At 68.9% G+C, this 24,143-nt stretch carries 20 protein-coding genes; 12 read left to right on the top strand and 8 right to left on the bottom strand.

Annotation, left to right across the window (positions count from 1 at the left end; genetic code table 11):
• Positions 1-140: 140 nt before the first annotated feature.
• Positions 141-845, bottom strand: a complete 705-nt coding sequence (locus ACQPYM_RS38755; RefSeq protein WP_433011247.1) for a TetR/AcrR family transcriptional regulator — start codon at positions 843-845, stop codon at positions 141-143.
• Between the two features lie 52 nt (positions 846-897).
• On the opposite strand from ACQPYM_RS38755, the gene ACQPYM_RS38760 reads away from it, so the two are divergent.
• From ACQPYM_RS38760 to ACQPYM_RS38785, 6 genes are all read left to right on the top strand, one after another.
• A complete protein-coding gene (locus ACQPYM_RS38760) occupies positions 898-1,455 on the top strand; it encodes a GNAT family N-acetyltransferase (protein WP_433011250.1) in 558 nt (185 codons plus the stop codon).
• Between the two features lie 31 nt (positions 1,456-1,486).
• A complete protein-coding gene (locus ACQPYM_RS38765; RefSeq protein WP_433011253.1) occupies positions 1,487-2,389 on the top strand; it encodes a polysaccharide deacetylase family protein in 903 nt (300 codons plus the stop codon).
• A gap of 52 nt (positions 2,390-2,441) precedes the next feature.
• Positions 2,442-3,803 (top strand): APC family permease, encoded by a 1,362-nt coding sequence (locus tag ACQPYM_RS38770; protein WP_433011256.1) that lies wholly within the window; start codon positions 2,442-2,444, stop codon positions 3,801-3,803.
• The gene (locus ACQPYM_RS38775) at positions 3,800-4,228 is read left to right on the top strand and encodes a hypothetical protein (protein ID WP_433011259.1); all 429 of its coding nucleotides are present in this window, start codon (positions 3,800-3,802) and stop codon (positions 4,226-4,228) included. Before ACQPYM_RS38770 ends, ACQPYM_RS38775 begins: the two co-directional genes overlap by 4 nt.
• Entirely contained in the window at positions 4,228-5,454 is a 1,227-nt protein-coding gene (locus tag ACQPYM_RS38780; RefSeq protein WP_433011262.1) for a glutathionylspermidine synthase family protein, read from the top strand. Before ACQPYM_RS38775 ends, ACQPYM_RS38780 begins: the two co-directional genes overlap by 1 nt.
• Positions 5,455-5,524: 70 nt before the next feature.
• Positions 5,525-6,322 carry a hypothetical protein gene (locus tag ACQPYM_RS38785; RefSeq protein WP_433011265.1) on the top strand — a complete coding sequence of 266 codons (798 nt, stop codon included), beginning with the start codon at positions 5,525-5,527 and terminating at the stop codon, positions 6,320-6,322.
• A gap of 6 nt (positions 6,323-6,328) precedes the next feature.
• Here ACQPYM_RS38785 and ACQPYM_RS38790 read toward each other — a convergent pair whose 3' ends face one another.
• The gene (locus tag ACQPYM_RS38790) at positions 6,329-7,789 is read right to left on the bottom strand and encodes an NAD-dependent succinate-semialdehyde dehydrogenase (RefSeq protein ID WP_433011268.1); all 1,461 of its coding nucleotides are present in this window, start codon (positions 7,787-7,789) and stop codon (positions 6,329-6,331) included.
• Between the two features lie 55 nt (positions 7,790-7,844).
• Positions 7,845-8,918 (bottom strand): MsnO8 family LLM class oxidoreductase, encoded by a 1,074-nt coding sequence (locus tag ACQPYM_RS38795; protein ID WP_433011271.1) that lies wholly within the window; start codon positions 8,916-8,918, stop codon positions 7,845-7,847.
• A 385-nt stretch (positions 8,919-9,303) separates the two neighbouring features.
• Between ACQPYM_RS38795 and ACQPYM_RS38800 the strand changes: the two genes are divergently transcribed.
• From ACQPYM_RS38800 to ACQPYM_RS38815, 4 genes are all read left to right on the top strand, one after another.
• Positions 9,304-12,186, top strand: coding sequence for a type 2 lanthipeptide synthetase LanM family protein (locus ACQPYM_RS38800; RefSeq protein ID WP_433011274.1), 2,883 nt, complete (start codon positions 9,304-9,306; stop codon positions 12,184-12,186).
• A gap of 34 nt (positions 12,187-12,220) precedes the next feature.
• A complete protein-coding gene (locus ACQPYM_RS38805) occupies positions 12,221-12,436 on the top strand; it encodes a hypothetical protein (protein WP_433011277.1) in 216 nt (71 codons plus the stop codon).
• Between the two features lie 120 nt (positions 12,437-12,556).
• On the top strand, positions 12,557-15,478 hold the full coding sequence (locus tag ACQPYM_RS38810) for a helix-turn-helix transcriptional regulator (protein ID WP_433011280.1): 2,922 nt from the start codon (positions 12,557-12,559) through the stop codon (positions 15,476-15,478).
• 183 nt (positions 15,479-15,661) lie between these two features.
• Positions 15,662-16,891 carry an ROK family transcriptional regulator gene (locus ACQPYM_RS38815; protein ID WP_433011283.1) on the top strand — a complete coding sequence of 410 codons (1,230 nt, stop codon included), beginning with the start codon at positions 15,662-15,664 and terminating at the stop codon, positions 16,889-16,891.
• 39 nt (positions 16,892-16,930) lie between these two features.
• On the opposite strand, the gene ACQPYM_RS38820 is transcribed toward ACQPYM_RS38815, so the two are convergent.
• The 4 genes from ACQPYM_RS38820 to ACQPYM_RS38835 form a co-directional block, all read right to left on the bottom strand.
• A complete protein-coding gene (locus ACQPYM_RS38820) occupies positions 16,931-17,110 on the bottom strand; it encodes a hypothetical protein (protein WP_433011286.1) in 180 nt (59 codons plus the stop codon).
• Complete coding sequence (locus tag ACQPYM_RS38825; RefSeq protein ID WP_433011289.1) at positions 17,107-17,247, bottom strand: hypothetical protein; 141 nt, start codon at positions 17,245-17,247, stop codon at positions 17,107-17,109. Before ACQPYM_RS38825 ends, ACQPYM_RS38820 begins: the two co-directional genes overlap by 4 nt.
• A gap of 88 nt (positions 17,248-17,335) precedes the next feature.
• A complete protein-coding gene (locus ACQPYM_RS38830) occupies positions 17,336-18,079 on the bottom strand; it encodes an alpha/beta fold hydrolase (RefSeq protein ID WP_433011292.1) in 744 nt (247 codons plus the stop codon).
• A complete protein-coding gene (locus tag ACQPYM_RS38835; RefSeq protein ID WP_433011295.1) occupies positions 18,076-18,762 on the bottom strand; it encodes a DUF998 domain-containing protein in 687 nt (228 codons plus the stop codon). Before ACQPYM_RS38835 ends, ACQPYM_RS38830 begins: the two co-directional genes overlap by 4 nt.
• Before the next feature lie 58 nt (positions 18,763-18,820).
• Between ACQPYM_RS38835 and lysX the strand changes: the two genes are divergently transcribed.
• Together lysX and ACQPYM_RS38845 are read left to right on the top strand one after the other, a co-directional pair.
• Positions 18,821-22,174, top strand: coding sequence for a bifunctional lysylphosphatidylglycerol synthetase/lysine--tRNA ligase LysX (gene lysX, locus ACQPYM_RS38840; RefSeq protein WP_433011298.1), 3,354 nt, complete (start codon positions 18,821-18,823; stop codon positions 22,172-22,174).
• A gap of 302 nt (positions 22,175-22,476) precedes the next feature.
• Complete coding sequence (locus ACQPYM_RS38845; protein ID WP_433011301.1) at positions 22,477-23,451, top strand: hypothetical protein; 975 nt, start codon at positions 22,477-22,479, stop codon at positions 23,449-23,451.
• Positions 23,452-23,469: 18 nt separating this feature from the next.
• Here the strand turns inward: ACQPYM_RS38845 and ACQPYM_RS38850 are convergent, their stop codons facing one another.
• Positions 23,470-24,057, bottom strand: a complete 588-nt coding sequence (locus ACQPYM_RS38850; RefSeq protein WP_433011305.1) for a cell envelope integrity protein TolA — start codon at positions 24,055-24,057, stop codon at positions 23,470-23,472.
• Positions 24,058-24,143 lie beyond the last annotated feature (86 nt).

The raw sequence follows: 24,143 nt of genomic DNA on the forward strand, positions 1-24,143 counted from the left end.
AGGGTGCGGACGGCTGCGCGCGCACAACCCGGCATCGATGCCCCGACACGCCGGGGGAAGCGTTTGCTGGGCGCAGATAGGTGTGCGCAGGCGGCCGGTACCCCAGCAATGGGCCCGGCCGCCGTCCAGGCGAAGGCGCGTCAGAAGCGGTCGTCCCGATCGAGTAGTTCCAGGCTGTCGACGGTCTCCGGGAGGCGGACCCGTGGGGTCGCCGTTCGGTGGGCCGCTCGCACGGGACTCGTCGGATGAACAAACCGCGCACCGTCGCGAAGTGTCTCAAGGTGGGCGTGCAGGAGGCGGAGTAGGCGTTTGTGGGGGAAGGTTCGGGGGGCGAAGAGGGCTTGTACTACTAGGCCGTGGGTGAAGGCGGCCAAGGAGGCGGTCAGGTCGTCGGGGTTGCCTGGGGGGAGGTCGCCTTCTTGTTGGGATTGTTCTACGAGGGGTTTCAGGCGGGCTCGCCAGCGTTGGTAGCGGGCCTTTTCCAAGGTGCGTAGGGACGGGTCGGCTAGGGCCACGTCCCAGGAGCTGACCCAGACTCGGTTGATTTCAGTCGTCTCTGGGGTCAGGGGTAGGACGCCGGCTAGCGCTTGTTCGAGGGCTGCTAGTCCTTGGAGGCCTTCGAGCGATGGGGTCAGTTCTCGGGTGCGGGTTTCTGCGAGTTCCAGGGCGTGGACGATCAGGGCTTGCTTGGAGGGGAAGTAGTGCGTGACCAGACCGGTGGTCGCGCCCAGTTCGGTCGCGACCGCGCGCATGGTCAGGCCGCCGAAACCCTCCGCGGCCAGGACGCGCCACACCGCGGCGGAGACATCTCGTCGTCGGGCCTCGTGATCCACCTTTGCCGGCATCGTTCTATAGTAGATACCTAACACTTGTTATGTACCGCGCGGGGAGGCAACGATGTTGTTCGGGACCAAGCTCACCGAGAACGCCGAGCTGAGGCCGTTGGAACCCTGGCAGGCGGCCGAGTTCCTGGCGCACGTCGACCGGGCCCGGGCCAACATCGAGGCCTACATCCCGTGGGCCGGGATCGTCGTCGATGAGGACAGCGCGCGAAACTTCCTGCAGCGGTACGCCGATCGCCAGGCGGCGGACGGCGGCCGGATCTACGGCATCTGGCTGGACGGCCGGCTCGTCGGCGGGCTTCTGTTTCGCACCTTCGAGGCACAGTGGGGCAGCTGCGAGCTCGGCGTCTGGCTGACCGCCGAGGCCGAGGGGCGCGGCCTCATCACCCGAGCGGCCCAACTGCTGATCGACTGGGCGATCGGCGCCCGCGGCCTGAACCGGGTCGAGTGGCGCTGCGTACCGGCCAACACCCGCAGTGCAGCGGTGGCGAAGCGACTGGGGATGTCGCACGAGGGCACGCTGCGGCAGGCGTTCCCGTACCGCGGCGAGCTCCACGACATCCAGGTCTGGGCGATCGTGCGCGACGAGTGGGAACAGCGCGCCTGGGCCTGACGACCCTTCGCGCCGGGCATACTCGGGGCCCGTGACTGCTCACTGGGGGATCAGGATCGCCGCGCTCGCCGCGACCGCGTCCGTAGTACTGGCCGGCTGCGGAGACACGGAGGCACCGGTAGGCACAGCGGCCGGTACGCCGACGCTGAGCGGACCAGCCAGTACGCCGAGCCCGACGGTGCCGGAGGCAACCACACCGACGCCAACCCCAAAGGCGCCCACCAGTAAGACCCCACGGCCGGGCGAGTCGCAGCAGACCAACCTGATGCCGGTCGTCCAGCACGGCCCGCGGGACAAGAAGCGGGTGGCGTTGACCTTCGACGCGGACCTCACCGCGGCGATGCGGAAGCGTCTCCAGCACGGCAAGGTCAAGTCGTACTACAACGACGCCCTGATCGCCGAGCTCCGCAAGCAGCGGGTACCGGCCACCCTGTTCCTCACCGGCATGTGGATGGAGCAGTACCCGGAGCGCACCCGCGAGCTGGCCGCCGACCCGCTGTTCGAGCTAGCCACCCACTCTTACGACCACAAGGCCTTCACCAAACGCTGCTACACCCTTGGATCCGTCCCCAAGAAAGACATGCTCGACGACGTACGCAAAGCAGTCACCCTGCTCGACCAGCTCGACGACAACGCCACCAGGTGGTTCCGCTTCCCAGGCGGCTGCTACGACGGCACCGCCCTGCACGAGCTCGCCCCAGCCGGTGTCACCGCCGTCGGACTCGACGTACCGGGAGCAGACGGCTTCGCCAAGTCGCCGGAGCGCATCGTCAACCAGGTGCTCTCGAAGGTCCAGAGCGGCTCGATCGTCGTCCTCCACATGCACGGTGGCGACAACGCGCCGTACACCGACGAGGCGATCACCCCGATCGTCACCGGCCTGCGCTCCCGCGGCTTCGAGCTCGTGACGGTGACAGAACTGATGAGCGGCTGACGGCGGGCGCCTGCCGGACAGCGAACCGCCCAGGTGGCACCCTGGGGGGACGATGACAACGACAGCTGATTCGCGGTCCCGTGGGCGCAACCTGCGGCGGGACGCGCTGGGCCTGGGCACGTCCACCGCGATCGGGATCTCCTCCTCCGCACCGGCGTACTCGCTGGCTGTGGCGGTCGGGTTGCTCGTCGTGTACGTCGGCGCCGCCACTCCCCTGGTACTCGCGCTCAGCGCGGTGCCGGTCATCCTGGTCACGCTCTGCTTCCGGGAGCTCAACCGAGCCGAGCCGGACTGCGGTACGACGTTCCCGTGGACGGAGAAGGCGTTCGGGCTGGGGATCGGCCGCATGGTCGGCTGGACCACGGTGATGGCCTGTGTGCTCGTCATGAGCAACCTCGCCCAGGTCGCTGCCGTCTACACCTACGTGCTGTTCGGCCTGGACGGCGCCGCCGACTCCCGCGTGGCACAGGCGGCTCTGGGCTCGATCTTCATCATCGGGATGGCACTGCTCGCCTACCGCGGCATCCGGATCGCCGCCTGGACGCAGGCGATCCTGCTGACGGTGGAGGTCGTCGCACTCGGCTGGTTCGCGATCAGCGCCTTCCTGGACGCCGGCAGCTTCAGCATCCCGGTGTTCTCCTCAACTGGCCAGGGCGCCTGGGCGACCGGCGTACTGATCGCAGTGTTCCTCTACTGGGGCTGGGACTCGTCGTTCAGCGTCAACGAGGAGACCCGCAACCCACGGCGTACTCCGGCCATCGCGGCCCTCATCGCCAACGGCTTCCTCGTCGTCCTGTACTCCGTGGTCGCGTGGTCCGCCATCGCCTACGCCGGCAACGAGCCGCTGGGCGCCATCGCGGACGACGACTTCTTCGCCGTCCTCAGCAACGACCTGCTCGGTACTGCGGGCGGCAAGCTCCTCGTCGGCGCAGTACTGGTGTCCGCACTGGCCTCGACGCAGACGACCATCCTGCCGACGGCCCGGACGATGCTGTCGATGGCCCGGCGGGATGCGTTCCCGGGACAGTTCGCACGGATCTCCACTCGCTTCCACACCCCGAGCGTCTCCACCTGGGTGTTCGCCGGCGCCAGTCTGCTCATCTACGTGACGCTGGTGCTCATCTCGGACTCAGTGCTGGCTGACGCCGTCGGTGCCGTCTCGATCCTGGTGTCGATCTACTACCTCGCCACCGCGGTCGCAGTACCGGTGTACTTCAGTGGGGAGATCAGGGGACGAGTGCTGCAGCGGGCGGTCGTCCCCCTGCTCGCGGCAAGCTCCTTCGTCGTAGTACTGGTCCTGGCTGTCTCGGACGTGGGTACAGGCCCCCTGGTTGTCGTGGGTGTCACGATGGTGGTGGGCGCGCTGATCATGTTCTCGATGAAGCCGCCCGCCGAGGGGGAGGGCAGGAGATGACTCAATCAGCACGCCGGCGGATGCGCAGTGTGGGCATCACGCTCGGTCTGACCGCACTGGTCGCCGCATCGCTGACCGGGTGCAGCAGCAGCGACGACGACCAGGCGGACTACGCGGCGATCTGTGTCGACCCGGAGACCCAGGAGCGCACCGACGACGACAACTGCAAGGACGAGCGCGAGTACCACGGGTCCGGGTCGGGCTTCTTCTGGTTCTACATGGCCACTCGCGGCGGAGCGTTCGTCCCGCCGGTCGGGGGCCGCTACAACGCCGCGGACGGCACCTACCGCGCGTCCGGCCTGCGCAACGCCTCTGGCGGTACTGCGACGATCCAGCGCGGCGGCCTGTCCACCAAGGGCGGCAACATCGGCACCATCGCGCGCGGCGGCTTCGGCAAGGCCGGCAAGGGGAGCTCTGGCGGTTGATGTGGCGGCACTCGATCAAACCCCGCCCAGGCTGGAAGGACAAGGTCATCGAGCAGGGGCTGGTCTTCCCGATGACGGACCTGCCCGACGGGAGCCAGACGCCGTACTGGAACGAGAGCGCCTGGTACGAGGTGACCATGGACGAGGTGCTGCACCTCGAACGCGTCACCGAGGAGCTGTACGAAATGTGCAAGCATGCCGCCTCGGTGATGGCGTCCGGTGACCGCTTCAGCGACTCGCAGCTGGGACTGGCCTCCGGGACGCTGCCGCTGGTCCGCGAGTCGCTGAAACGCGACGACCCGTCGGTGTACGCGCGGTTCGACCTGGTCTGGAACGGGGTCGAGCCGAAGATGCTGGAGATCAACGGCGACACCCCGACCGGGCTGGTGGAGTCGGCGGTGATCCAGTGGAACTGGCTGGAGGACGTCTTCCCCGACGCCGACCAGTGGAACTCCGTGCACGACCGGCTGGTCAAGTGGTGGAGCGAGCAGCTCGCGGCCGGGCGGTTCCCGGGCAACGAGGCGCACTTCTTCAACTCGGCCGCCGAGACCACCGGCGAAGAGGCGATGACGGTGGCCTACCTGCGCGACACGGCCGCGATGGCCGGGCTGGCGACGTACGGGCACGAGATCGAGGACCTCGGCTGGGAGTCGGAGCAGCGGGCGTTCGTGGACTGGGGCGGGCGGAAGATCCGGACCGCGTTCAAGCTCTACCCGTGGGAGGACATGCTCGACGACCAGTTCGGCCGGTACATCCTGTCCGGGCTGGAGCGCGAGCCAGTGCAGTGGATCGAGCCGATCTGGAAGACGATGCTGTCCACCAAGGCGATCCTGCCGGTGCTGTGGGAGCTCTACCCCGACCACCCGAACCTGCTTCCGGCGTACTTCGGATCGCCGGGTGACCTGCTCGAGTGGGTGGCCAAGCCGCTGCACGGGCGGGAGGGCAGCAACATCCGCATCCACACCATCTCCTCCACCGAGGACGACGTCCACGACGGCCCGTACGACACGGACACGATGGTCTACCAGGAGTGGAGCCCGCTGCCGTCGTACGAGGGCAACCGGGCGGTGATCGGCAGCTGGATCGTGGACGGGGTGGCGGCCGGCATGATGGTCCGCGAGTCCGACGGCCCGGTCACCGACTACTACGCCCGCTTCGTCCCCCACGCGATCGGCACCGAGGCCCGCCCAGACCCGGAGACCATCCAGAAGTGGCTCCAGGAGTAGCCCACTGGGAACTGATCGCCGTCTGCGGACATAAACCTCCTGACGGGACGGGCGACAGAGGTGGGCGACGATGCGGACCAAACTGCTGGGCAGGCTGACGGTCGATCTCGGACTTCTGATGGTGACCTGTGCCGTCCTGCTGTCCGTCCTGGTGGTGCCCGCCGGACGAGGTGAGCGAAGCGGGCCTGGCCGGTCGGCTGAAGCGCCGGTTTCCGTGGCGTCCGACAGCGGGATCGGCGGTGGTTACGGCTCAGGTCAACTGAGTCCGTGGCGGCAGCAGAGCAGGAGCATCTCGCCGGACGAGCAGGTCCGGCGGGTCCGCCGCGAGGACGGGATCGTGATGTTCGGGGACAGCATCTCCGTTCAGGACGGCAAGTCGCTGGCGGCACTGCTGGCGCGCAGGACCGGGGACAGTCTCGCGGTGCACAACTGGTCCGGCCAACCGACGGCGCCCGCGATCGACGCGCTCCAGCACTGGGCCGACCGCTTCGGTCTCCCCCGCCGGATCTTGCTCAGTCTCGGTTCTAATGACATCTTCGACCCCGCGCGTTTCGCAGCGCAGGTCGACCGGGCGATGCGGATCGCCGGGCCGGACCGGACGGTGTTCTGGGTGAACGTCCAGGTCGCCCGCAGCAAGCAGACCGCGGCCGCGCGGCTCGCGGATCAACGCAACAGCCAGTGGATCAACCTCCAACTGGCGGCCGCCCGGCAGCGGCACCCGAACCTGCGCATCGTGCCCTGGGCCGAGTTCCTAGCCTCGGGACCACAACGGCTCACCACTCACCTGCGGGACGGCGTCCACACCTCCGTCCCGCTCGGTCAGCGGGCCCGCAACACCCTCATCGTCGACGCCGTCCGGGCCGGTTGAGCAGGCTCAGTCGACGGCCACGGCGACGTACTTGACCTCCAGGTACTCGTCGATGCCGACCGTGCCGCCCTCGCGACCGAGGCCGGACTGTTTGACGCCGCCGAACGGCGCGGCCGGGTTGGAGACGATGCCCTGGTTGAGGCCGACCATGCCGGTCTCGAGCTGCTCGGTGACCCGGAGCGCGCGGCTGATGTCACGCGTGAACAGGTAGGCGACCAGCCCGAAGTCGGTGTCGTTCGCCATCGCGACGGCCTCGGCCTCGTCGTCGAACGCGGTCAGCGGCGCGACCGGGCCGAAGATCTCCTCCTTCTGCAACCGGGCCGACTTCGGTACGCCGGTCAGCACGGTCGGCGGATAGAAGTATCCGTTGCCTTCAGCAACCTTCCCGCCGGTCCGTACTTCGGCGCCCTGCGCCACGGCGTCGTCGACCAGGTCCTTCACCTTGTCCCGCTGCTTGGCGTCGATCAGCGGACCGAGGTCGACACCGTCCTCGGTACCGCGACCCACTTTCAGCGCCGCCATCCGCTCGGTCAGCTTCGCCGCGAACTCCTCGATCACCGACGAGTGCACGTAGATCCGGTTGGCCGCGGTACAGGCCTCGCCGCCGTTGCGCATCTTGGCCAGCATCGCGCCGTCGACCGCCTTGTCCAGGTCGGCGTCGTCGAAGACCAGGAACGGCGCGTTGCCGCCCAGCTCCATACTCGTCCGCAGCACCTTCTCGGCCGCCTGCTCGATCAGCTTCACGCCGACCGGGGTCGAGCCGGTGAAGGACAGCTTGCGGGCGCGGCCGTCGCGGATCAGCGGCTCCATCACGCCACCGGAGTCGTGGGTGGTGACGACGTTCAGGACGCCGGGTGGCAGTCCGGCATCCGTCATCAGCTCGGCCAGCTTCAGCATCGACAGCGGCGTCTGCGCGGCCGGCTTGATCACCATCGTGCAGCCGGCGGCGACGGCCGGGCCGATCTTGCGGGCGCCCATCGCGGCCGGGAAGTTCCACGGGGTGATCAGCAGGCACGGCCCGACCGGCTGCCGCATCACCAGCACCCGTCCCTTGCCGTTGGGCGGCACCTGGTAGCCACCCTCGATCCGGACCGCCTCCTCGGCGAACCACCGGAAGAACTCCGCGGCGTACGCGATCTCGCCCTTCGACTCCGCGACCGGTTTGCCCATCTCCAGCGTCATCAGCAGGGCCAGCTCGTCGGCCCGCTCGGTCATCAGCTCGTAGGTGCGCCGGAGGATCTCACCGCGTTCCCGGGGAACGGTCGCCGCCCAGTCGGCCTGCGCCGCGACTGCAGCGTCCAGCGCCGCCAGCCCGTCCGCGGGACTCGCGTCCGCCACGTCGCACAGCGTCGTACCGGTGGCCGGGTCTTCCACAGCCAGGGTCTTGCCGCCCTCCGCCGGTCGCCACTTGCCTGCGATGAAGAGCTCGGTCGGACAACCCTTGACGACTTCCTGCTCCCGCGACATCAGCTCCGCCTTTCGATAGACACCCCTACCACCTTAGGCCGGTGGTGCGACGGGTCTAGGCGGTGGCGACGAAGTGGGGGGCGTGGCGGGGGACGCTGCGGATCGCTCGGGTCAGGCCGGCCGCGACCGTGCGGAGGATTGCTGCCCGGACCAGGCCGTCGAAGGCCAGCGGCACCAGCATGACCTCGTCCGCTCCAGTGCTGGCCGCCACCGACGCCAGGCCGGCTGCTACTCCGGCCCGGGTGCCGACGACGTAGCCGGGCTCGTCCACCAGCCGCTCTGCCTTGTTGCGCTCGCGACTCGTGAGCGGTGGCTCCAGCAGCTCCATGAGCTCGGCAGGCGTCGCCCTGTTGGCAGCGGTCTTCAGACGCGACTTCAGCCGCACGTACTCCGCCAGCCGGGCCACTGCCTCCTCTTCGGTGCTGGCGGCAACTACACCCACCGTCACACCGACGTACGGCTTCCCCGTCGGCCCTGTCGCCTTGAAACTGTCCCGGTACGCCGACACCGACGCGACCGTGCACGTCGGCGCAGCGTGGTGAGTCAGGAAGACAGGGAGTCCCCGTACTGCGGCCACCTGCGCGCCAGTCGGGTTGTCGGTCATCACGAAGACAGGTGGAGGCATCCCCGCCAGCGCGAGCCGAACGTCGCCAACAGGCGCGCGTCCGGGCAACCCGTCGCGCAGGAAGCGGCAGAGCTCATCCAGTCGCTGGGGGAAGCTGTCCTTGTCGGTCACGCCGAGCGCGGCCGCAGTACTGGGCGGGACAGCCGGCGCCCTGCCGACCCCGAGGTCGATCCGGCTCGGGTACGCCGCCGCCAGCGCCGCGAACTGTTCCGCGACCACCAGCGACCTGTGGTTGGTCAGCTGCACACTGCCCGAGCCCATCCGGATCCGGTCGGTCCTGGCGGCGAGTACTGCGGCCACAACCGCGGGGCTCGCCCCACCAACTCCGCGGACACCGTGTTGCTCGCCGATCCAGAACCGCCGGTAACCGAGGTCGTCAGCAGCCTGAGCAACCTCGACCGTCTCCCGGAGCGCGGCCGCGGCAGACTGACCCGGCACCTGTGGCACCACGTCGAGCACCGAGTGCGCTGAGACCGGGAGTCCGGGAGCGGATGTGCTGTACACCTGCCCACCGTCGCAGCCGGCACCGGATTGCGCATGGGGGTTCAGCCCCCATGTTCTGCTTGGTCCGCACCTACGCTTGCGAGCAGCCGCAGAGAGCGGAAATTGGGTAGCCGCGGCTCTTGCTGCCAGCTCTCCCAGTCAGGCATCGTTCACGGCACCGGAAGCTCGGCAAACGCCCTGCACCTGGATTCCCGCACCGTACGGCCTTCCACCAGAGGCCGTCCGGCGTGGGCGATGCTGGACCGCGGGGTGCTGTACTCCCCAGTCGACGCCCCGCGGTACAGCACCAGGAACCCACCGCCCGCACGCCGGTCACCGGTTCTGGAAGGAATATGGGGGCTCCGTACCCATGGCAACACCCATGTCGCGATGTCAGCCTGGGCCCGTGCTCAACTCCGCAACCGCCGGGACCTCCCGAAGCCACCAGCCGAACGCCTGGTGGTCCGCCGGGATGGGTCCGCACGAGCAGGGCTCGCCGATGCCCGCCTGGGCGGAGTACGTCGAGCGCAGTACGGCTGGAGCTGTCGTCTCCGCGCCGGTGACAGACGACTGGCAGCAGGCGCTGGTCCGGTGCCTGGAGCCGTTGCTGGCCACTGCGCGGCAGGACCTGAGTGCCGCGGGACATGACGGAATACTGGCCGAGCAGTTCATCCAACGGCTGGGTCTTCGCCTGGTACGGCTGGCGTCCCGCACGCTGGTGCTCGAACTCGCCCGGGCTCGCGGCCGGGGCGAGCTGGCCGGTGACACACCGGCGGAGCGATTTCTCGACTTCACCCACCGGCTCGTCGGAGGGAGCGAGCTGGCGGAATTCCTGGCCGCATACCCAGTGCTGGCCCGGGTCCTGGGCGAGGCGTGCCGGCAGGCCGTCGGGGGGCACCTCGAACTGCTGGACCGCCTCGCCGAGGACCGCGAGCAACTGGTCGCGACCCTGCTGGCAGGCACCGACCCCGGCCCTCTGCTGAGCATCGCCCCCGGCGGAGACCCGCACCGAGGCGGCCGCTCCACAGCCACCCTCACCTTCACCGACGGCCGCCAACTCATCTACAAACCAAGACCCCTCGACCTCCACACCCACTTCAACGACATCATCCACTGGCTGAACACCAAGACAGGTTTGGGCCTACGCACAGTCGAAATACTCCGCCGGCCCGGCTACGGCTGGCTCGACTACATCGACCACACGCCCTGCCTCAACCTCGCCGAAGTCCGCCACTTCTACCACCGCCAAGGCGCCCTGCTGGCTCTGCTGTACGTCCTGGACGGCACGGACATGCACCACGAGAACCTGATCGCCCACGGCGACCAGCCGGTTCTGGTGGATGTCGAAACGCTCTTCCACCCAGATCACGTCCTCAGCGGCCTCCCCGGCCAGGACCCTGCTCATGCGGCCATGCAGGGCTCGGTCTACCGCACCGCACTGCTGCCCTTGTTGTTCACCGGCGAGCACGGAACCGTGGACATTTCCGGCCTGGGTGGCGACTCCGACGAAGTAGGCCCGATCAGCAAGGTCGACTGGGCCGACGCCGGCCTCGACACCATGCACCTGGTACGACGGCCGGCCAAGACGCTGGGCAGCCGGAACCGCCCGATCCTCGACGGTCGGGTGATGGAGCCACGCGACCACGAACTCGCTCTGCTGGCCGGATTCCAGACCGCGTATGAGGCGATTGTCTGGAACCGCGCTGAGTTGATCGGCCCCACCGGCCTGCTCGCCGCGTGCGCGGATGACGAGGTCCGTTACGTACCGCGGGCGACCCAGACCTACGCGTTGCTGCTCGACGAGTCGACACATCCCGACGCCATGCGTGCCGCCTCCGGACGGAGCGAACTGCTCGACCTGCTCTGGGATGCCGATCCGGAGTTGCACCGGCTGATCCCGGCCGAGCTATCGGATCTGTGGGCGGGCGACATCCCTTTGTTTGCAACGCGTCCGGGCAGCCGCGATGTGTGGGCCTCTGACGGCACCCGGGTGGCACAGTTCTTCGCTGCCGAAGGACTGGCAAACGTCGAGGCCAAGATCGTCCACCTCAGCGAGATCGACCAGCACCGGCAGCAATGGATCGTCTCGGCCACACTGGCCACCCGCCCGGAACCTGTCGTGCACGCCAGCAGCACGACGCGCAGCACGCTGGAGACGGTAGAGGCGGACCCGGGACAACTGCTCGCCGCTGCCACCGACATCGCCGACGAGATCATGGCCCGAACCGTCGACGGCGACGACGGACGCGCGAACTGGCTTGGCCTCGAACTACTCGACGACCATCACTGGTCGGTGATGCCGATGGGTGCCGGCCTGCCGACCGGTTACACCGGCGTCGCCCTCTTCCTCGCTCAGATCGGCGCCCTCACCGGCGCCGACAAGTACCGGGAACTGGCCAAGGACGCGATCCGTCCCCTCCCGCAACTCCTGCAGACCTTGGCCATGTCGTCCGAAACCGCGCAGCTCGTGGGTCCTGGCTTCTACGGGCTGGGCGGTATCAGCTACGGCCTGAGCCGGCTCGCGTCGCTCCTTCACGACCCGGACCTCGACGACTGGCTCTCGACCTCGCTCGAGATCACTGCCCGAATCACTCCGGACGCCGACCAGTTTCCGAGCTATACCGAAGGCGCCGCCGGCGGGCTCGCCGCCATGCAAGCGGTCAATCACCCGATCGCGGCACAACTGGCCGAGCGCTACGCCGAGGAACTGGTCGCGGCGGTCGAACTCGGCGTACGCCGGAGCGGGTCTGCACCGGCGACCGGCTTCGCCCGTGGCTATCAGGGCATCGCCTGGGCCCTCGGCCAGTTCGGCGTACCAGGTGACAAGTACCGCGAGGCGGCCCTGGTTGCCGCCGATCTGGACCGGTCGGCCCAGACCGCCAACCCTGGTTGGTGCTCCGGCGACGCAGGTACCGCGCTGGCCAGGTTCAGTGCGGGCGCACCGGCGGACCTCGACGCCTATCTGAAGTCCGCCATCGAACGTCCGGTGCTCGCCGACATGAGTCTGTGTCACGGCGAGCTCGGCGCGGTCGAGCCACTCCTGTGGCTCACCGAACGCGATCATCCAGCCATTGAGGCGGTCCGGCGTCGCCGGGCCGGGCTGGTGCTCGCCGCAGTACAGCAGTACGGACCACAGTGCGGTACTCCCAGGGGGGTGCCTTCGCCCGGCCTTCTGACCGGCCTGGCAGGCATCGGCTACGGACTACTCCGCCTGGGCTTCGGGAGCCGCGTTCCATCCGTCCTGCTGCTCGAACCGAGTACCGACGCCCAGCGCCCATCACAGCGCTGACCATCGGCCGAACACCATCGACAGGGGAGAAACCATGACCACCAAAAAGCCGCACGACGACCAGCTCGACCCGCAACCGGAAGAACAGGTCGGCACCGATCCACTCGGTCCCGTCAAGATGCCCATCCGCAGCAGGATCGGGGCCAGGGCCTTCGCCCTGGTCGGAGCTGCAAGTGTCCTCTCCATCGGGATGATCGAGACCACCGACGTTTACGGAGTAGCCTTCACGCCTACGATCAGCGTCGACTGACCCACGGCGAGGCCAACGCCGCCGGCCGGACTGAGAGCAAACGTTCGATCCTGCTCTGGGTCGGCGGCGACCGGCCGACCCTACTGCGGTCGCGCCGCGGCATGGCTAGAGTTTGCCAACATGCAGACCCGTGCGCCCAGGGTGGTCGGCAGGGACAGGGAGATCGAGCACCTCGACCGGCTACTCACCGAAGCTCGTGACGGGCATGGGGGTGCGGTTTTCCTGGTCGGCGAGCCCGGTATCGGGAAGAGCCGGCTGGGGGTGGTAGCCACTGCCATGGCACTCGGTCATGGCATGATGACTCTGCGCGGCCGGGTGGGGACGATGGGTACGCTGGTCGCTTTCCGGCCTTTCACCGAAGCGTTCCTGTCACTGATCCGGCGCGGCGAGATGCCCGACCCCGGTGCCCTCGGCCCCTACCGCCAGGTGCTGGGCCGACTGGTTCCCGACTGGAACGACGGCGACTCGCACGAGGCCGGCATCTCCGCGGTGGTGCTCGGTGAGGCGATTCTGCGGCTCCTCGGGCTGCTCGCCGCGGACCGGGGAGTGCTGCTGGTACTGGAGGATCTGCACGGCTCCGACCCGGAGACGCTCGCCGTGATCGAGTACCTGCTCGACAATCTCGAAGACCAGCCGGTCATCCTGGTGGCCACGCTGCGCCCGGAACAGGGTTCCGGGCTCGACCTGGCCCGGCTGGCAGACCAGCGGGGGACCGCCCGACTGGTGGAACTACGGCCGCTCGACCGGCAGGAAGTTCGCGAGCTCGCGGCCGGATGCCTGGAGGTCAGTGCCGACGGAGTGCCCGACCCACTGGCCGAACGACTCTGGACGGACAGTGCCGGAATCCCTTTCATCGTTGAGGAACTCCTGCAGGAAGCCGACCGAACCGGGCAGTTGCTGGCCGGCACCGACGGCACCGTTCAGGTCGTGGACGACCTGCGCACCGGGGTCCCGGCAGCGGTCGTCCGCAGCATCAACAGCCGGACCCAGCAACTCAGCTCGCAGTCCCGCGAACTCCTGCTGCTGGCGGCGGTGATCGGGCATCGATTTCCGCTCAGCGTGGTCCGGGCCGCCAGCGGCGTCGACGAACGGTTGCTGTTGGCAACATTGCGGGCCGGTCTCGCCGCCCAGTTGGTCGGGCCCGACGAGCCGGTGCCCGACTGGTACGCCTTCCGGCACCCGTTGACCGCGGACGCTCTACTGGCGGGGCTGACTCCCGCCGAGCGGTCGGCGCTGGCCATGCGGTGTGCCGACGCGATCGAGGAGCTCCACCCTGGCCTGCCCGGCGAGTGGTGTCCGATGGTGGCTGAACTCGCCCACAGCGGTGGTGACCGCGCCCGCGCCGGCCGGCTGTTCGCACAGGCCGGCCGCCGGTCGTTCGACGAGGGCTCGATGGCCTCCGCGGTGCATCTGCTGGACCGCGCCCACACCTTGCTCGCCGGTGACCCGGACATCACCTACCGGGCCGACGTCCTCGGGTCCCTTTTGCTGGCCGCAGGCGAGAACGGGCAGTTCGATCACCCGGCCGCGAAGCCTGAGGTGATCGAGCACCTGGACCACCAGAACCTTGCTCCCCCCTCTGTGGCCGCCCTGTATGTGCAGCTCGCCGGTGTCGAGTATCTGGCCGGGCGCTGGTCCTCGGCCTCCACCCATGTGGCCCTCGCGCGAGCGCTGCTCGGCGACCAGCCCGCTGACGCGGACCTGGCTCCGGTGGATGCCACGGCCGCGCGGCTGGAGATGGCGACGACCAGCCCAGGGCGGTTGCGGTCCGCGGCGAAGCTGGCCACCCGAGCAGCGGCCGCAGCCGAGCGGGCCAATCTCCCCAGCGTCGCCGTCGACGCCTGGCAGCTCCTCGGCCAGCTCTCCCGGGAGCACGACCTTGACCGGTCGATCGCCTACTTTCGGCGTGCCCGGCAGGTGGCCACCGAAAACCACCTTGCGCTCAAACGGGTGACTTCTCACCTGTCGGAGGCCGGCACCATGTGCCTGGCCGAAGGCGACGTCACCGAGCTCGAGCATGCGCGGGACCAGGCCTTGCGGATCGGGGCGATCCCGGCCGCCTACGAGATCGACGCGGCGCTCGGGCTGCAGGCTGTGTTGCGGGCGGAGTACGTCAGGGCGCGGGAGATGATCGAGGCGTGTCTGGAGGTGACGCAGCGGCTCAAGCTCAGCCGCGGCGCGCCGTACGAGCTGGTGACGATGGCGGTGCTGGCCGCACATCAGGGCAAGCGCGCCGAGATGGAGGCGACGCTCGGTGAGCTGGCCACGTGGGGTGAGCGGGCTTCTCACGAGCTGACGCTGTCCTACGGACTCGCCCGGACCTTCTGCTCGCTGCTGGAAGAGAACCGTGAGCTTGCCGAGTTCGACCTGGCGCAGGCGCTCGCCTACGACGCCCAGAATCCCACCGCATTCCACCTGGCCGGGAAGAACGGGCTGGGGCTGTTGCTCGGCGTACTGGCCCGCAGGAACAGCTGGCCGCATTTCGAGGCGGTGTCGGCGACGGCCGGCAGCAAGATGCGATGGAACCGGCAGTTCGTACAGCTGGCGCACGCGGTATTGCTCGGCCAGGACGGGAAGGCCGCGGAGGCGGCTGACCTGGTCGCGCAGTTCTTGGAGTCTTCCGAGCTCTACCCGATGGCGCGCCACCTCGGGCTCAGGCTGGTGGCTGAGGCCGCTGCGGCTGATGGGTGGGGGGAGCCGGTGGCTTGGTTGCGGCAGGCTGAGGATTATTTTCATAATGCTGAGGTGCCGGCCGTGGCCAGTGCTTGCCGGAGTATGTTGCGGCAACTGGGGGCGACCGTTTCGCAGCGGCGGACCGGGTCGGACCAGGTGCCGGCGCATTTGCGGCAACTGGGGATCACGACGCGGGAGTTCGAGGTCGTGCAGTTGCTGGTGGACCGGATCGGGAACAAGTCGATCGCGTCCCGGTTGCACATCTCGCCGCGGACGGTGGAGAAGCATGTCGCCAGCCTGATGACCAAGACCCAGCAGCCGGACCGGGAGGCGCTCAGCAGCTTCGCCCGGACGGTGTTGCAGGACTGATCCCGGATCCCGCGCGTGTGCTGGGCGGCAGGACGGCCTGTGAGTGATAGTTGTCGACTCACGGATTTTCCGGGCGACCGCCAGCCCCTCCGAGATCCGGCGGCACGCACGCAACTGGCCGGGTTCATTTATGAACGCTCGCTTTATATATAGGATGGGCGAGTGGCAGGCAAGGGGTCGGACATGAGCAAGGGAACGGTCGGCGGCGGCGGTACGACGATGCTGCGACGGATCAACGTCGCCGCGGTGCTGGACGCGGTCCGCCGCTCGGCACCGGCGCCGTTGCGCGTCGCCGAACTGGTCGAACGCACCGGACTGGCCAGGCCGACCGTGGCCCAGGCGGTCGACGAGTTGCTGGACGCCGGCTGGCTGCAGCAGCACGGACCCGATTCCGCCGACCGCTCGCTGGGCCGCCCGGCCATCCGGGTCTCCCTGCGCGGGCGCGCGGCCCCGGTCCTCGGGCTGGACGTCGGCCCGCACCGCGTCACCGTCGGCGTCTCCGACCTGGCCGGCCGCAAGCTCGCCCTGGTACGCCGGTCCGGCCCCGGCTGGACCGCCCAGGAGTTGCTCGGGGTCATCAGTGAGGTGATCACCGAGGCGCTCGCCGAGGCGGAGGTTCCGGCCGAGGACATCGCGGCAGCCGTCGCGGCCAGCCCCGGCATCGTGGACGAGCACACCGGCCGGGTCCAGCTGGTCCCGAGCGTTCCGGGCTGGTCCGCGGTCGACCTGACCAAGCACGTCCGCAGCCTGCTCGACTGCCCGGTCATGCTGGACAACGACGCGAACCTGGCCGCGCTGGCCATCGCCGCGGCGCGCGGCGGGACGGGCACGCTGCTGGCCGTCCAGTGGGGTGAGCGGCTGGGTGCCGGCATCGTGATCGACGGCCGGCTCCACCGCGGTACGGGCGCGGCCGGCGAGATCGGCTTCATCGCCACCGCACCGGACGACGTGATCAACCCCGAGGACAGCCGCGGCCCCCTGGAGCGTGCGGTCGGCTCCGAGGCCATCGCCGAGCTCGGCCGTCAGGCCGCGCTCGCCAACCCCGACTCCCGCCTTGCCGAGCTCGGCCGCGACCAACTCGACACCGCCGACGTCTTCGCGGCCGCCGCCGAGCGCGACCCGGTTGCCCAGGCCGTGGTGCAGCAGGTCGCCCGCGACTTCGCCCGCGCACTGGCGCCCGCAGTACTGGTGCTGGACCCGACTGCCGTTGTCATCGGCGGTGGTGTCGCCCGGGCCGGCGCAGTGCTGCTGGATGCCATCTCCGACCAGCTCCGGCTGCTCACCCTCAACCACCCGAAGCTGGAGCTGTCAGCGCTGGCCGAGGACGCAGTCGTCACCGGCGCCATGCGGATGGCCCTCGACGAGGTCTGGCAGCGCAAGCTCCCGACCCCCGCCCTCACCACCTCAGCCTGACCTCACCAACAGGCCTGGTGAGCAGGGCTCCTACCTGACTCACAATCCTGCCTCGACCGGGCCGCGGATCGTCTTGCTCCCCGGCCGACCGCACCAGCAGGTGTAGGTGAGGTGATGGACCACCCGGCCGTCGTCGTCGACGGTCCGGGTCATGCCGTTGACCATCGTCAACGGCAGCAACTGCCGCTTGCCGCAGTGGACACAGGTGATGACGATCATCGCCGGACCGCCCACGGGTGCAGGCGGTCCAGCTCGCGCTGCCACAGCCTGCAGGCCGTTCGCAGCCGCTCCCGAGCATCGTCGGCGCGCCAACTCCAGCGCAGCCGGCGGCTGACCAGCGTCTCCAGTTCGTTCATACGCCCCACCTAGACCACTCTGAGTTACTGACACGAGTGTTTCAGTACTTCGAGCATAGAACTCCCCGCCACCAACCGGCAAGGCCTTTCAAGCGAGGTGGGCGACGGCTTTCGCGATGGCGTCGGGGCGGTCCAGGTGGACCAGGTGCGCCGAGTCGGGAAGCACCTCGACCGTCGCGCCCAGCTGGGCGGCCAGCGCACGCTGACCAGCGAGCCAACTCTTGGCGGTGAAGCGCGAGCTGCCTCCCGTCGCCACCAGAACGACGGCAGGCGGTAGGAACTCCGGCGGAGACTCCAACAGCTTGGCAACCTCGGCCGCGAGCGCCCAGCTACCGGTCAGCTCGTCCCAGAACAACAACCACGAGTCGTCGGCGGCGAACCGCGCCCGGACAGTTGCCTTAGGCATCGGACTGCTCTTCCGGATGCTGCCCACCCCAACGAACGTCCGCCACACCAGCGTCCCCAGCACCCGCGGTACGCCGACGCGCCCCAGCGTCCGTAGTACCGAGCGAACCCACCGGTCACCCCGCGTGCCCGGATAGAGCCAGCGCCAGCCCGTCTCCGACGTAAGACTGGAGTCGACCAGAACGAGCCGGTCGATCTCGCCGGGATGGGTGAGCGTCCAGCGCAGTGCCGCGAGTCCACCGATCGAGTTGCCGATCAAGCCGATCGGAAGCGCCAACCCGGCGCGCAGTTCCTCGACCGGCGCCGTGATCGGCGTACGCCAGGCGTCGACCACGTGCAGGTCGTTGCCTGGAAGCAACGAAACGACCTCAGCGAACTCCTCGGGCGCCTCAGCGAGACCCGGCAACACCACCCAACTGGTACTCATCGGGTGAAAGCCTGCCTCAGACCGGGCAGCAATGTCGCCAGCATTAAACAGACCAGCCCCACCGACACCCGTTGCAGGATGCCCGGCGGATGCAGGTCGCCACCGGTCAGGACTTCCAACCCTGTCTCGATTCCGAGCCACGTCTGGGTCACCGCTACCCCGGCCGCCAGCGCCGCGACGACCTTGCCCCACAGACCGCCCCAGCCCGAGCGTCGCAGTACCAGGACCGCGAAGATGCCGACGGCAACACTTCCGATCCCCGCGATCGTGGAGGTGATCTCGTGCAGGATGAGCGCGCTGCCGGTCTGACCGCCGTGTTCGGCATCCCGGCAGGCCTGGCTCACCGACGGCGCGCAGCTCATCGGGTACACCGCGTCGAACAGCGTCCCGGCGCCGAACACGGCCGCGCTGATCAGCAGCCCGGCGATGTCACGGTGCATCCGGGCGGCGGGCCGGCCGAGAATTGCCGCCAGCAACAACAGGACACCCGAGCCCAGATCCAGCGCCCGGGCATAAGGACTCGTCTGCTGATCGAGCGCCCCCAACTCGCTCAGGAACGAGTCGTGAACGTTGAGCGGATAGCCGGCCACCAGCTCGAGCAGGAGGCTGCAGTAGAGCACTCCCGCGGCGATCAGGACACCCCGCATCAGCCGGTAGGGAAAGCGGGCGGGGACGGCCATCATGCGGGCCAGAGTTACATACGAGACCAAAGTCGAGATCTGGGGATGGGATGATCGCTGGGTGTCGTCGGAACAAGTCATCCCGAAGTGGAAGCAGCGCGCGGCTGTCTGGGTCGGCCGGGTCGTCGTCTTCGCGTCGGTCTGGTCGTTCCTGGCGATCCCGTTGCACCTGGTCGTACCGGAGTACGTGAAACGGGTCGACCAGGCCTTCGACTTCTTCGGCATCCCCGCCGGTCACACCTTCTTCTCGGCCGTCTACCTCGCCGTCGTCGGCAGCGCGCTGCTGCGCGGCAAGCGGGCCGCGCTGCTGTGGGTGCTCTGGGTCTTCGAGGTGCTCTGGTTGCTCAGCGCGGTGGCCGCCGTCGGACTGAACAGCGTCCGGCTGGCCAATCCACGCGACCAGGACCTGATCGCGGAGTTCGGCGAGGTCAGGCCGCAGGACCTGGAGATCGCCATCGCCCAGGTGCTCGTGATCGGCGCGCTGATCGTGCTGCTGTGGAAGATTCGGGCCGCCTTCCCGGCCCGGCTGGCGCCCGGTACCCGCCGGCAGGCAGTCGCCGCACTGGTCGGCGGGCTGATGATCTCGATCGCCGTCAGCATCTCGCTGACCCAGATCTTCCCGAAGACCCTGGAGGGTCAGAAGGAGAAGATCGGCTGGGCCGTGATCGCCGCGCTCGGCCAGAGCCGCAGCAAGATGGGCGCCGGGCACGAGGGCCACGGCTGGGTCGGCCTGACCGTCGGCGCGATCTCCGCGGCCTGCCTGGTGATCGCCTTCGCGATCTTCCTGCGCTCGGTCCGCCGGGTCCGCTACCTGAGCCAGCCCGAGGAACTGCAGCTGCGCCGGCTGCTGCTCGAGTACGGCGAACGCGACTCGCTCGGCTACTTCGCCACCCGGCGCGACAAGGCGGTGATGTTTGCCCCCGACAACGAGGCGGCGATCGCCTACCGGGTGGTCAACGGCGTCAGCCTGGCCAGTGGCGATCCGATCGGCGATCCGGCCGCCTGGCCCGGCGCGATCCAGCGCTGGCTGGCCGAGGCCCGCACCTACGGCTGGTCCCCCGCCGTCCTGTCGGCCAGCGAGGAGGCCGCGCACGCGTACGTCGATGCGGGCCTGCGAGCGCTCGCGATGGGCGACGAGGCGATCATCGACGTCGCCGACTTCACCCTCGAAGGCCGGACCATGCGCCCGGTCCGGCAGGCCGTCACGCGGGTCCAGCGCGCCGGGTACCACGCGGAGGTGGTCCGGCACGGCGACCTGTCGCCCGAGGCACTGGCGGAGTACGTGCAGCTCGCCGAGAAGTGGCGTGGCGCGCAGACCGAGCGGGGCTTCTCGATGGCGCTCGGCCGGCTCGGCGACCCGGCCGACGCGCGCTGCGTGATGGTCATCGCGCGCGACTCCGACGGCGTCGTACGGGGTCTGCTCTCGTTCGTTCCGTGGGGTGTGCGCGGGGTCTCGCTGGACCTGATGCGGCGCGATCCGGAGTCCGTGAACGGCCTGATGGAGTTCATGGTCAACGGGCTCGTGGAAGCCAGTGGCGACCTCGGCCTGCACCACATCTCGCTCAACTTCGCCATGTTCCGGGAGATCTTCAGCGACGCCGAGCGCGTCGGCGCCGGGCCGGTACTGCGGCTCACCAACGCGCTGCTGACCACCGCGTCGAGGTTCTGGCAGCTGGAGAGTCTCTACCAGTCCAACGAGAAGTACCTGCCACGTTGGTCACCCCGGCTGATCTGCTACTCCCGCGGCGCCTCGCTGGCCCAAGTGCTGCTGGCCGCCGGTACTGCGGAAGGCTTCCTCCCCGCGCCTCGCCCGTGGACTCGGGTAGACAGCCTGCAGACGGCCGAGCGGCACGCGATCATGGCGGCCGACGGCGGTCAGTTCGCCGAGGCAGTCCGGCAGCAGGAGCAGGAACTGCTGCGGCCGGTACTGCCGGATCGCAAACTCACCGAGCAGGAACAGATCCGGCGGACCAAGCTCGCCGAACTCGTTGCCGAGGGCATCGAGCCGTACCCGGTCACGGTGCCGCGCACGGAGACGCTGGAACGGATCCGCGCGCTGTACCAGAACCTCGCACCCGATCACCACACCGGCCAGGAGGTCTCGATCGCCGGCCGGGTGATGCGCATGCGCAACCACGGCGGGCTCTCCTTCGCGCATCTGCAAGACGGTCCGGCCGTTCTGCAGGTGATGCTGTCCACCGAGACCTGTGGCGCCGAAGCCGTGCAGAACTGGCGGCGCCTGGTCGACATCGGCGACCACGTCAGCGTCACCGGCGAGGTGGTCACCAGCCGTCGCGGCGAACTGTCGATCGCGGGGACCGAGTGGCTGATGGCGGCCAAGTGCCTGCACCCGTTGCCGGACAAGCGGAAGGGTTTCACCGATCCGGAGGCACGGGTCCGTCAGCGGCATCTCGACCTGGTGATGAACCCCGACTCGCTGCAGATGATGCACCATCGCAGTACCGCGGTGCGGGCGTTGCGGAACGGGTTCGAGTCCCGGGGCTTCATCGAGGTCGAGACGCCGATGCTGCAGGCGGTGCACGGTGGCGCGAACGCGCGGCCCTTCGTCACCCACATCAACGCCTATGACACCGACCTGTTCCTGCGGATCGCGCCCGAGCTGTTCCTCAAGCGGCTCAGCGTCGGCGGGCTGGGCAAGGTCTTCGAGCTGAACCGCAACTTCCGCAACGAGGGCGCGGACGCGACGCACAATCCGGAGTTCACCTCGGTCGAGGCCTACCAGCCGTACGCCGACTACACGGTGATGCGCGAACTCACCCGCGAACTGCTGATCGAGGCCGCCACCGCGGTCTTCGGCAAGCCGGTGGTGCAGCGCCCGGACGGTGAGATCGACATCTCGGGCGACTGGCCGGTGATCACCGTGCACGACGCGGTCGGCCGCGCGGCCGGCGTACCGATCGACTCCGGGACCCCGATCGAGACGTTGCGCGAACTGTGCGCCAAGCACGGCGTCCACGCCGGGTTCGGCCTGTCGGCGGGCGAACTGGTGCTCGAGCTGTACGACGAACTGGTCGAGCCGGCCACCACCCTGCCGACCTTCTACACCGACTTCCCGCTCGAGACGTCACCGCTGACCCGGACCCACCGGACCGACCCGCGACTGGCCGAGCGCTGGGACCTGGTCGCCTTCGGCGCGGAGATCGGTACGGCGTACTCGGAGCTGGTCGATCCCGTCGAGCAACGGCGACGGCTCACCGAGCAGTCGCTCAAGGCGGCGGCCGGCGACCCCGAGGCGATGTCGCTGGACGAGGACTTCCTCAGCGCGCTGGAGTACGCGATGCCCCCGACGGGTGGGCTCGGCATCGGTGTCGACCGGGTGATGATGATGCTGACCGGGCAGAACATCCGCGCCACCTTGGCGTTTCCCTTCGTACGACCGGCTCCGCGCAACTGACACCGGCTTGTTGTCAGCAGGACGGAACCGGGAGGGGCGGCTTCCCGTCTGACACGATGCGGTCATTGGGGGTGCTGGAAAGCCCTTTGCCGCATAGGGTTTGCTGTCCAGGGGAATTTCTAGGCAGTGTCCCCTGAGCGAGAGAGCTTGAACGATGGAGGGGTCCAGGTGCGTGCATCGCGGTGCTTGAGGAGTGTCCTCGATGCGCAGCATCGTGGATGCTCGTCAAGTGCCGCGAGGTGCGTGCATGGGCGCCTCCAGCGTCAAGCTATCTCGCTCAGGGGACACTAAGGGGGCATTTCATGCGCAGAGCTCTGTCCATCACGACCGGTGTCGCCGTGCTGGCGCTGCTGGCCGGCTGCGGCGGTTCGGACGACAAGCAAACGTTGACAGGTGAGGACCCGGCGACCAGTACGCCGACGACCGCACCCACCAGCGCACCGACTTCGGAACCGGCTTCGGTGCCCACCTCGGCGCCGACCACCACAACCCCGTCGGCACCGGCCGGGCCGCTGACGCAGGCGCAGTACCAGACGGCGTTGATCCGGCTCGACCAGCGACTGGCGGGTGACATCAACGCGCTGGCGACGGTGAAGACCGAGAGCAGCCTGAGCGCCGCGATGGAGAACCTGACCCAGACGCTGAACGCGGAGTCGCTCGCGCTGGGATCGATCAAGCCACCGGCCCGCGCAGTAGCCGCCAACCGGGTGCTGCAGCTGCGCTTGAAGACCGCCGCGACCGCCCTGTCGGCCGGTGACACCAGCGACGTCGGCTGCGGCGGACTCGCGTACGTCTCCCAGTCGCTGCAGCGCCAGCTCACCACCACGATGTCCACCGCTGTCGCCCAGCTGCGGACCCTCGGCCTGATCTTCGGCCGGACCCTGCCGGACCTCGGCCCCGAGCCGACCGACACCCGGCCCGCCAACGGCGACGTCATCATCCGCAGCGGCGCCGGCGGAAACGGTGCGCTCCGGGTGAAGAACGGCTCGGCCACCGACGTCGCGGTCTCGATCGTCAGCCCCGGAAAGCCGCCGAGCAAGCCGCACATCATGTTGTACGTCCAGGCGAAGAAGACCGCGACCGTCTACCGGATCGGCGGCGCGTACCACCTGTACGTGAAGAGCGGCAAGGACTGGAACCCGAAACGCCGCCAGTTCAGCTCCGACTGCTCCTTCAAGCGCTTCGACCAGGGCTTCACCAAGAACCAGGGCTGGGAAGTCCAGCTGAAGCCCTCGGTCCTCGGCAACGCCAGCTCGAGCAGCGTCGACCCGTACTGACCTTCCCTCAAAGGGTGCTCAGCGGCGGAGTTTGCCGAGGAGCACCAGGAGGGTGTCTGCCAGGGTGGGCGGCTTGGGCTGGTCCGGCGGCCCACTCGGCGTCGCGGTGGGCGTGACGGTCGGCGGCGGCGGGTTCGGCGTACCAGGTGTGCTGGGCGGCTGACCCGGATCGGTCGGTTCGGTGGCCGGCGGCGCGGGCGGGGTTTTAGTTGCCGGAGGCATCGAAGGGTTGCGGCGCTCGGCTACTCCCGGCGTCGGTTCCGGCGTCGGCGGCTCGGAAGGTAGCGGAGTGGCCTCCGACGGACGCCCGTCGCCCGGTCCACTCGTCGCCGGAGGCTGTCCCGGCTGGCCGTTCTCGTCCAGCGGCCCGGTGGACTGCGGCGGCGACGAGGGCGTCGGCGTCACCTGCTGAGGAATCGCCGGCAACGTCTCGCCCGCCGCTCCAGGCGGAGGCGGCCCAGTCACCGGCTTGGCTGCCTCCACCCCAGCACCACCACCCGGCAGCGGAATCACCGGCGCCCGCGGCCCACCCATCAAGGCGACCACCAGCAAAACGGCATACACCCCCACCGGCACGACGAAGGCGACAGCAACACGGCGGGACATCCTCACAAGACCCGAACCGTACCGTTCAATGACCTGTTTGAAACACCCCTTTGGCGCATCTTTCTCGCCAGCACCACCGATTTCTG

Source organism: Kribbella sp. CA-294648, from assembly GCF_050943845.1.
Lineage (GTDB): Bacteria > Actinomycetota > Actinomycetes > Propionibacteriales > Kribbellaceae > Kribbella.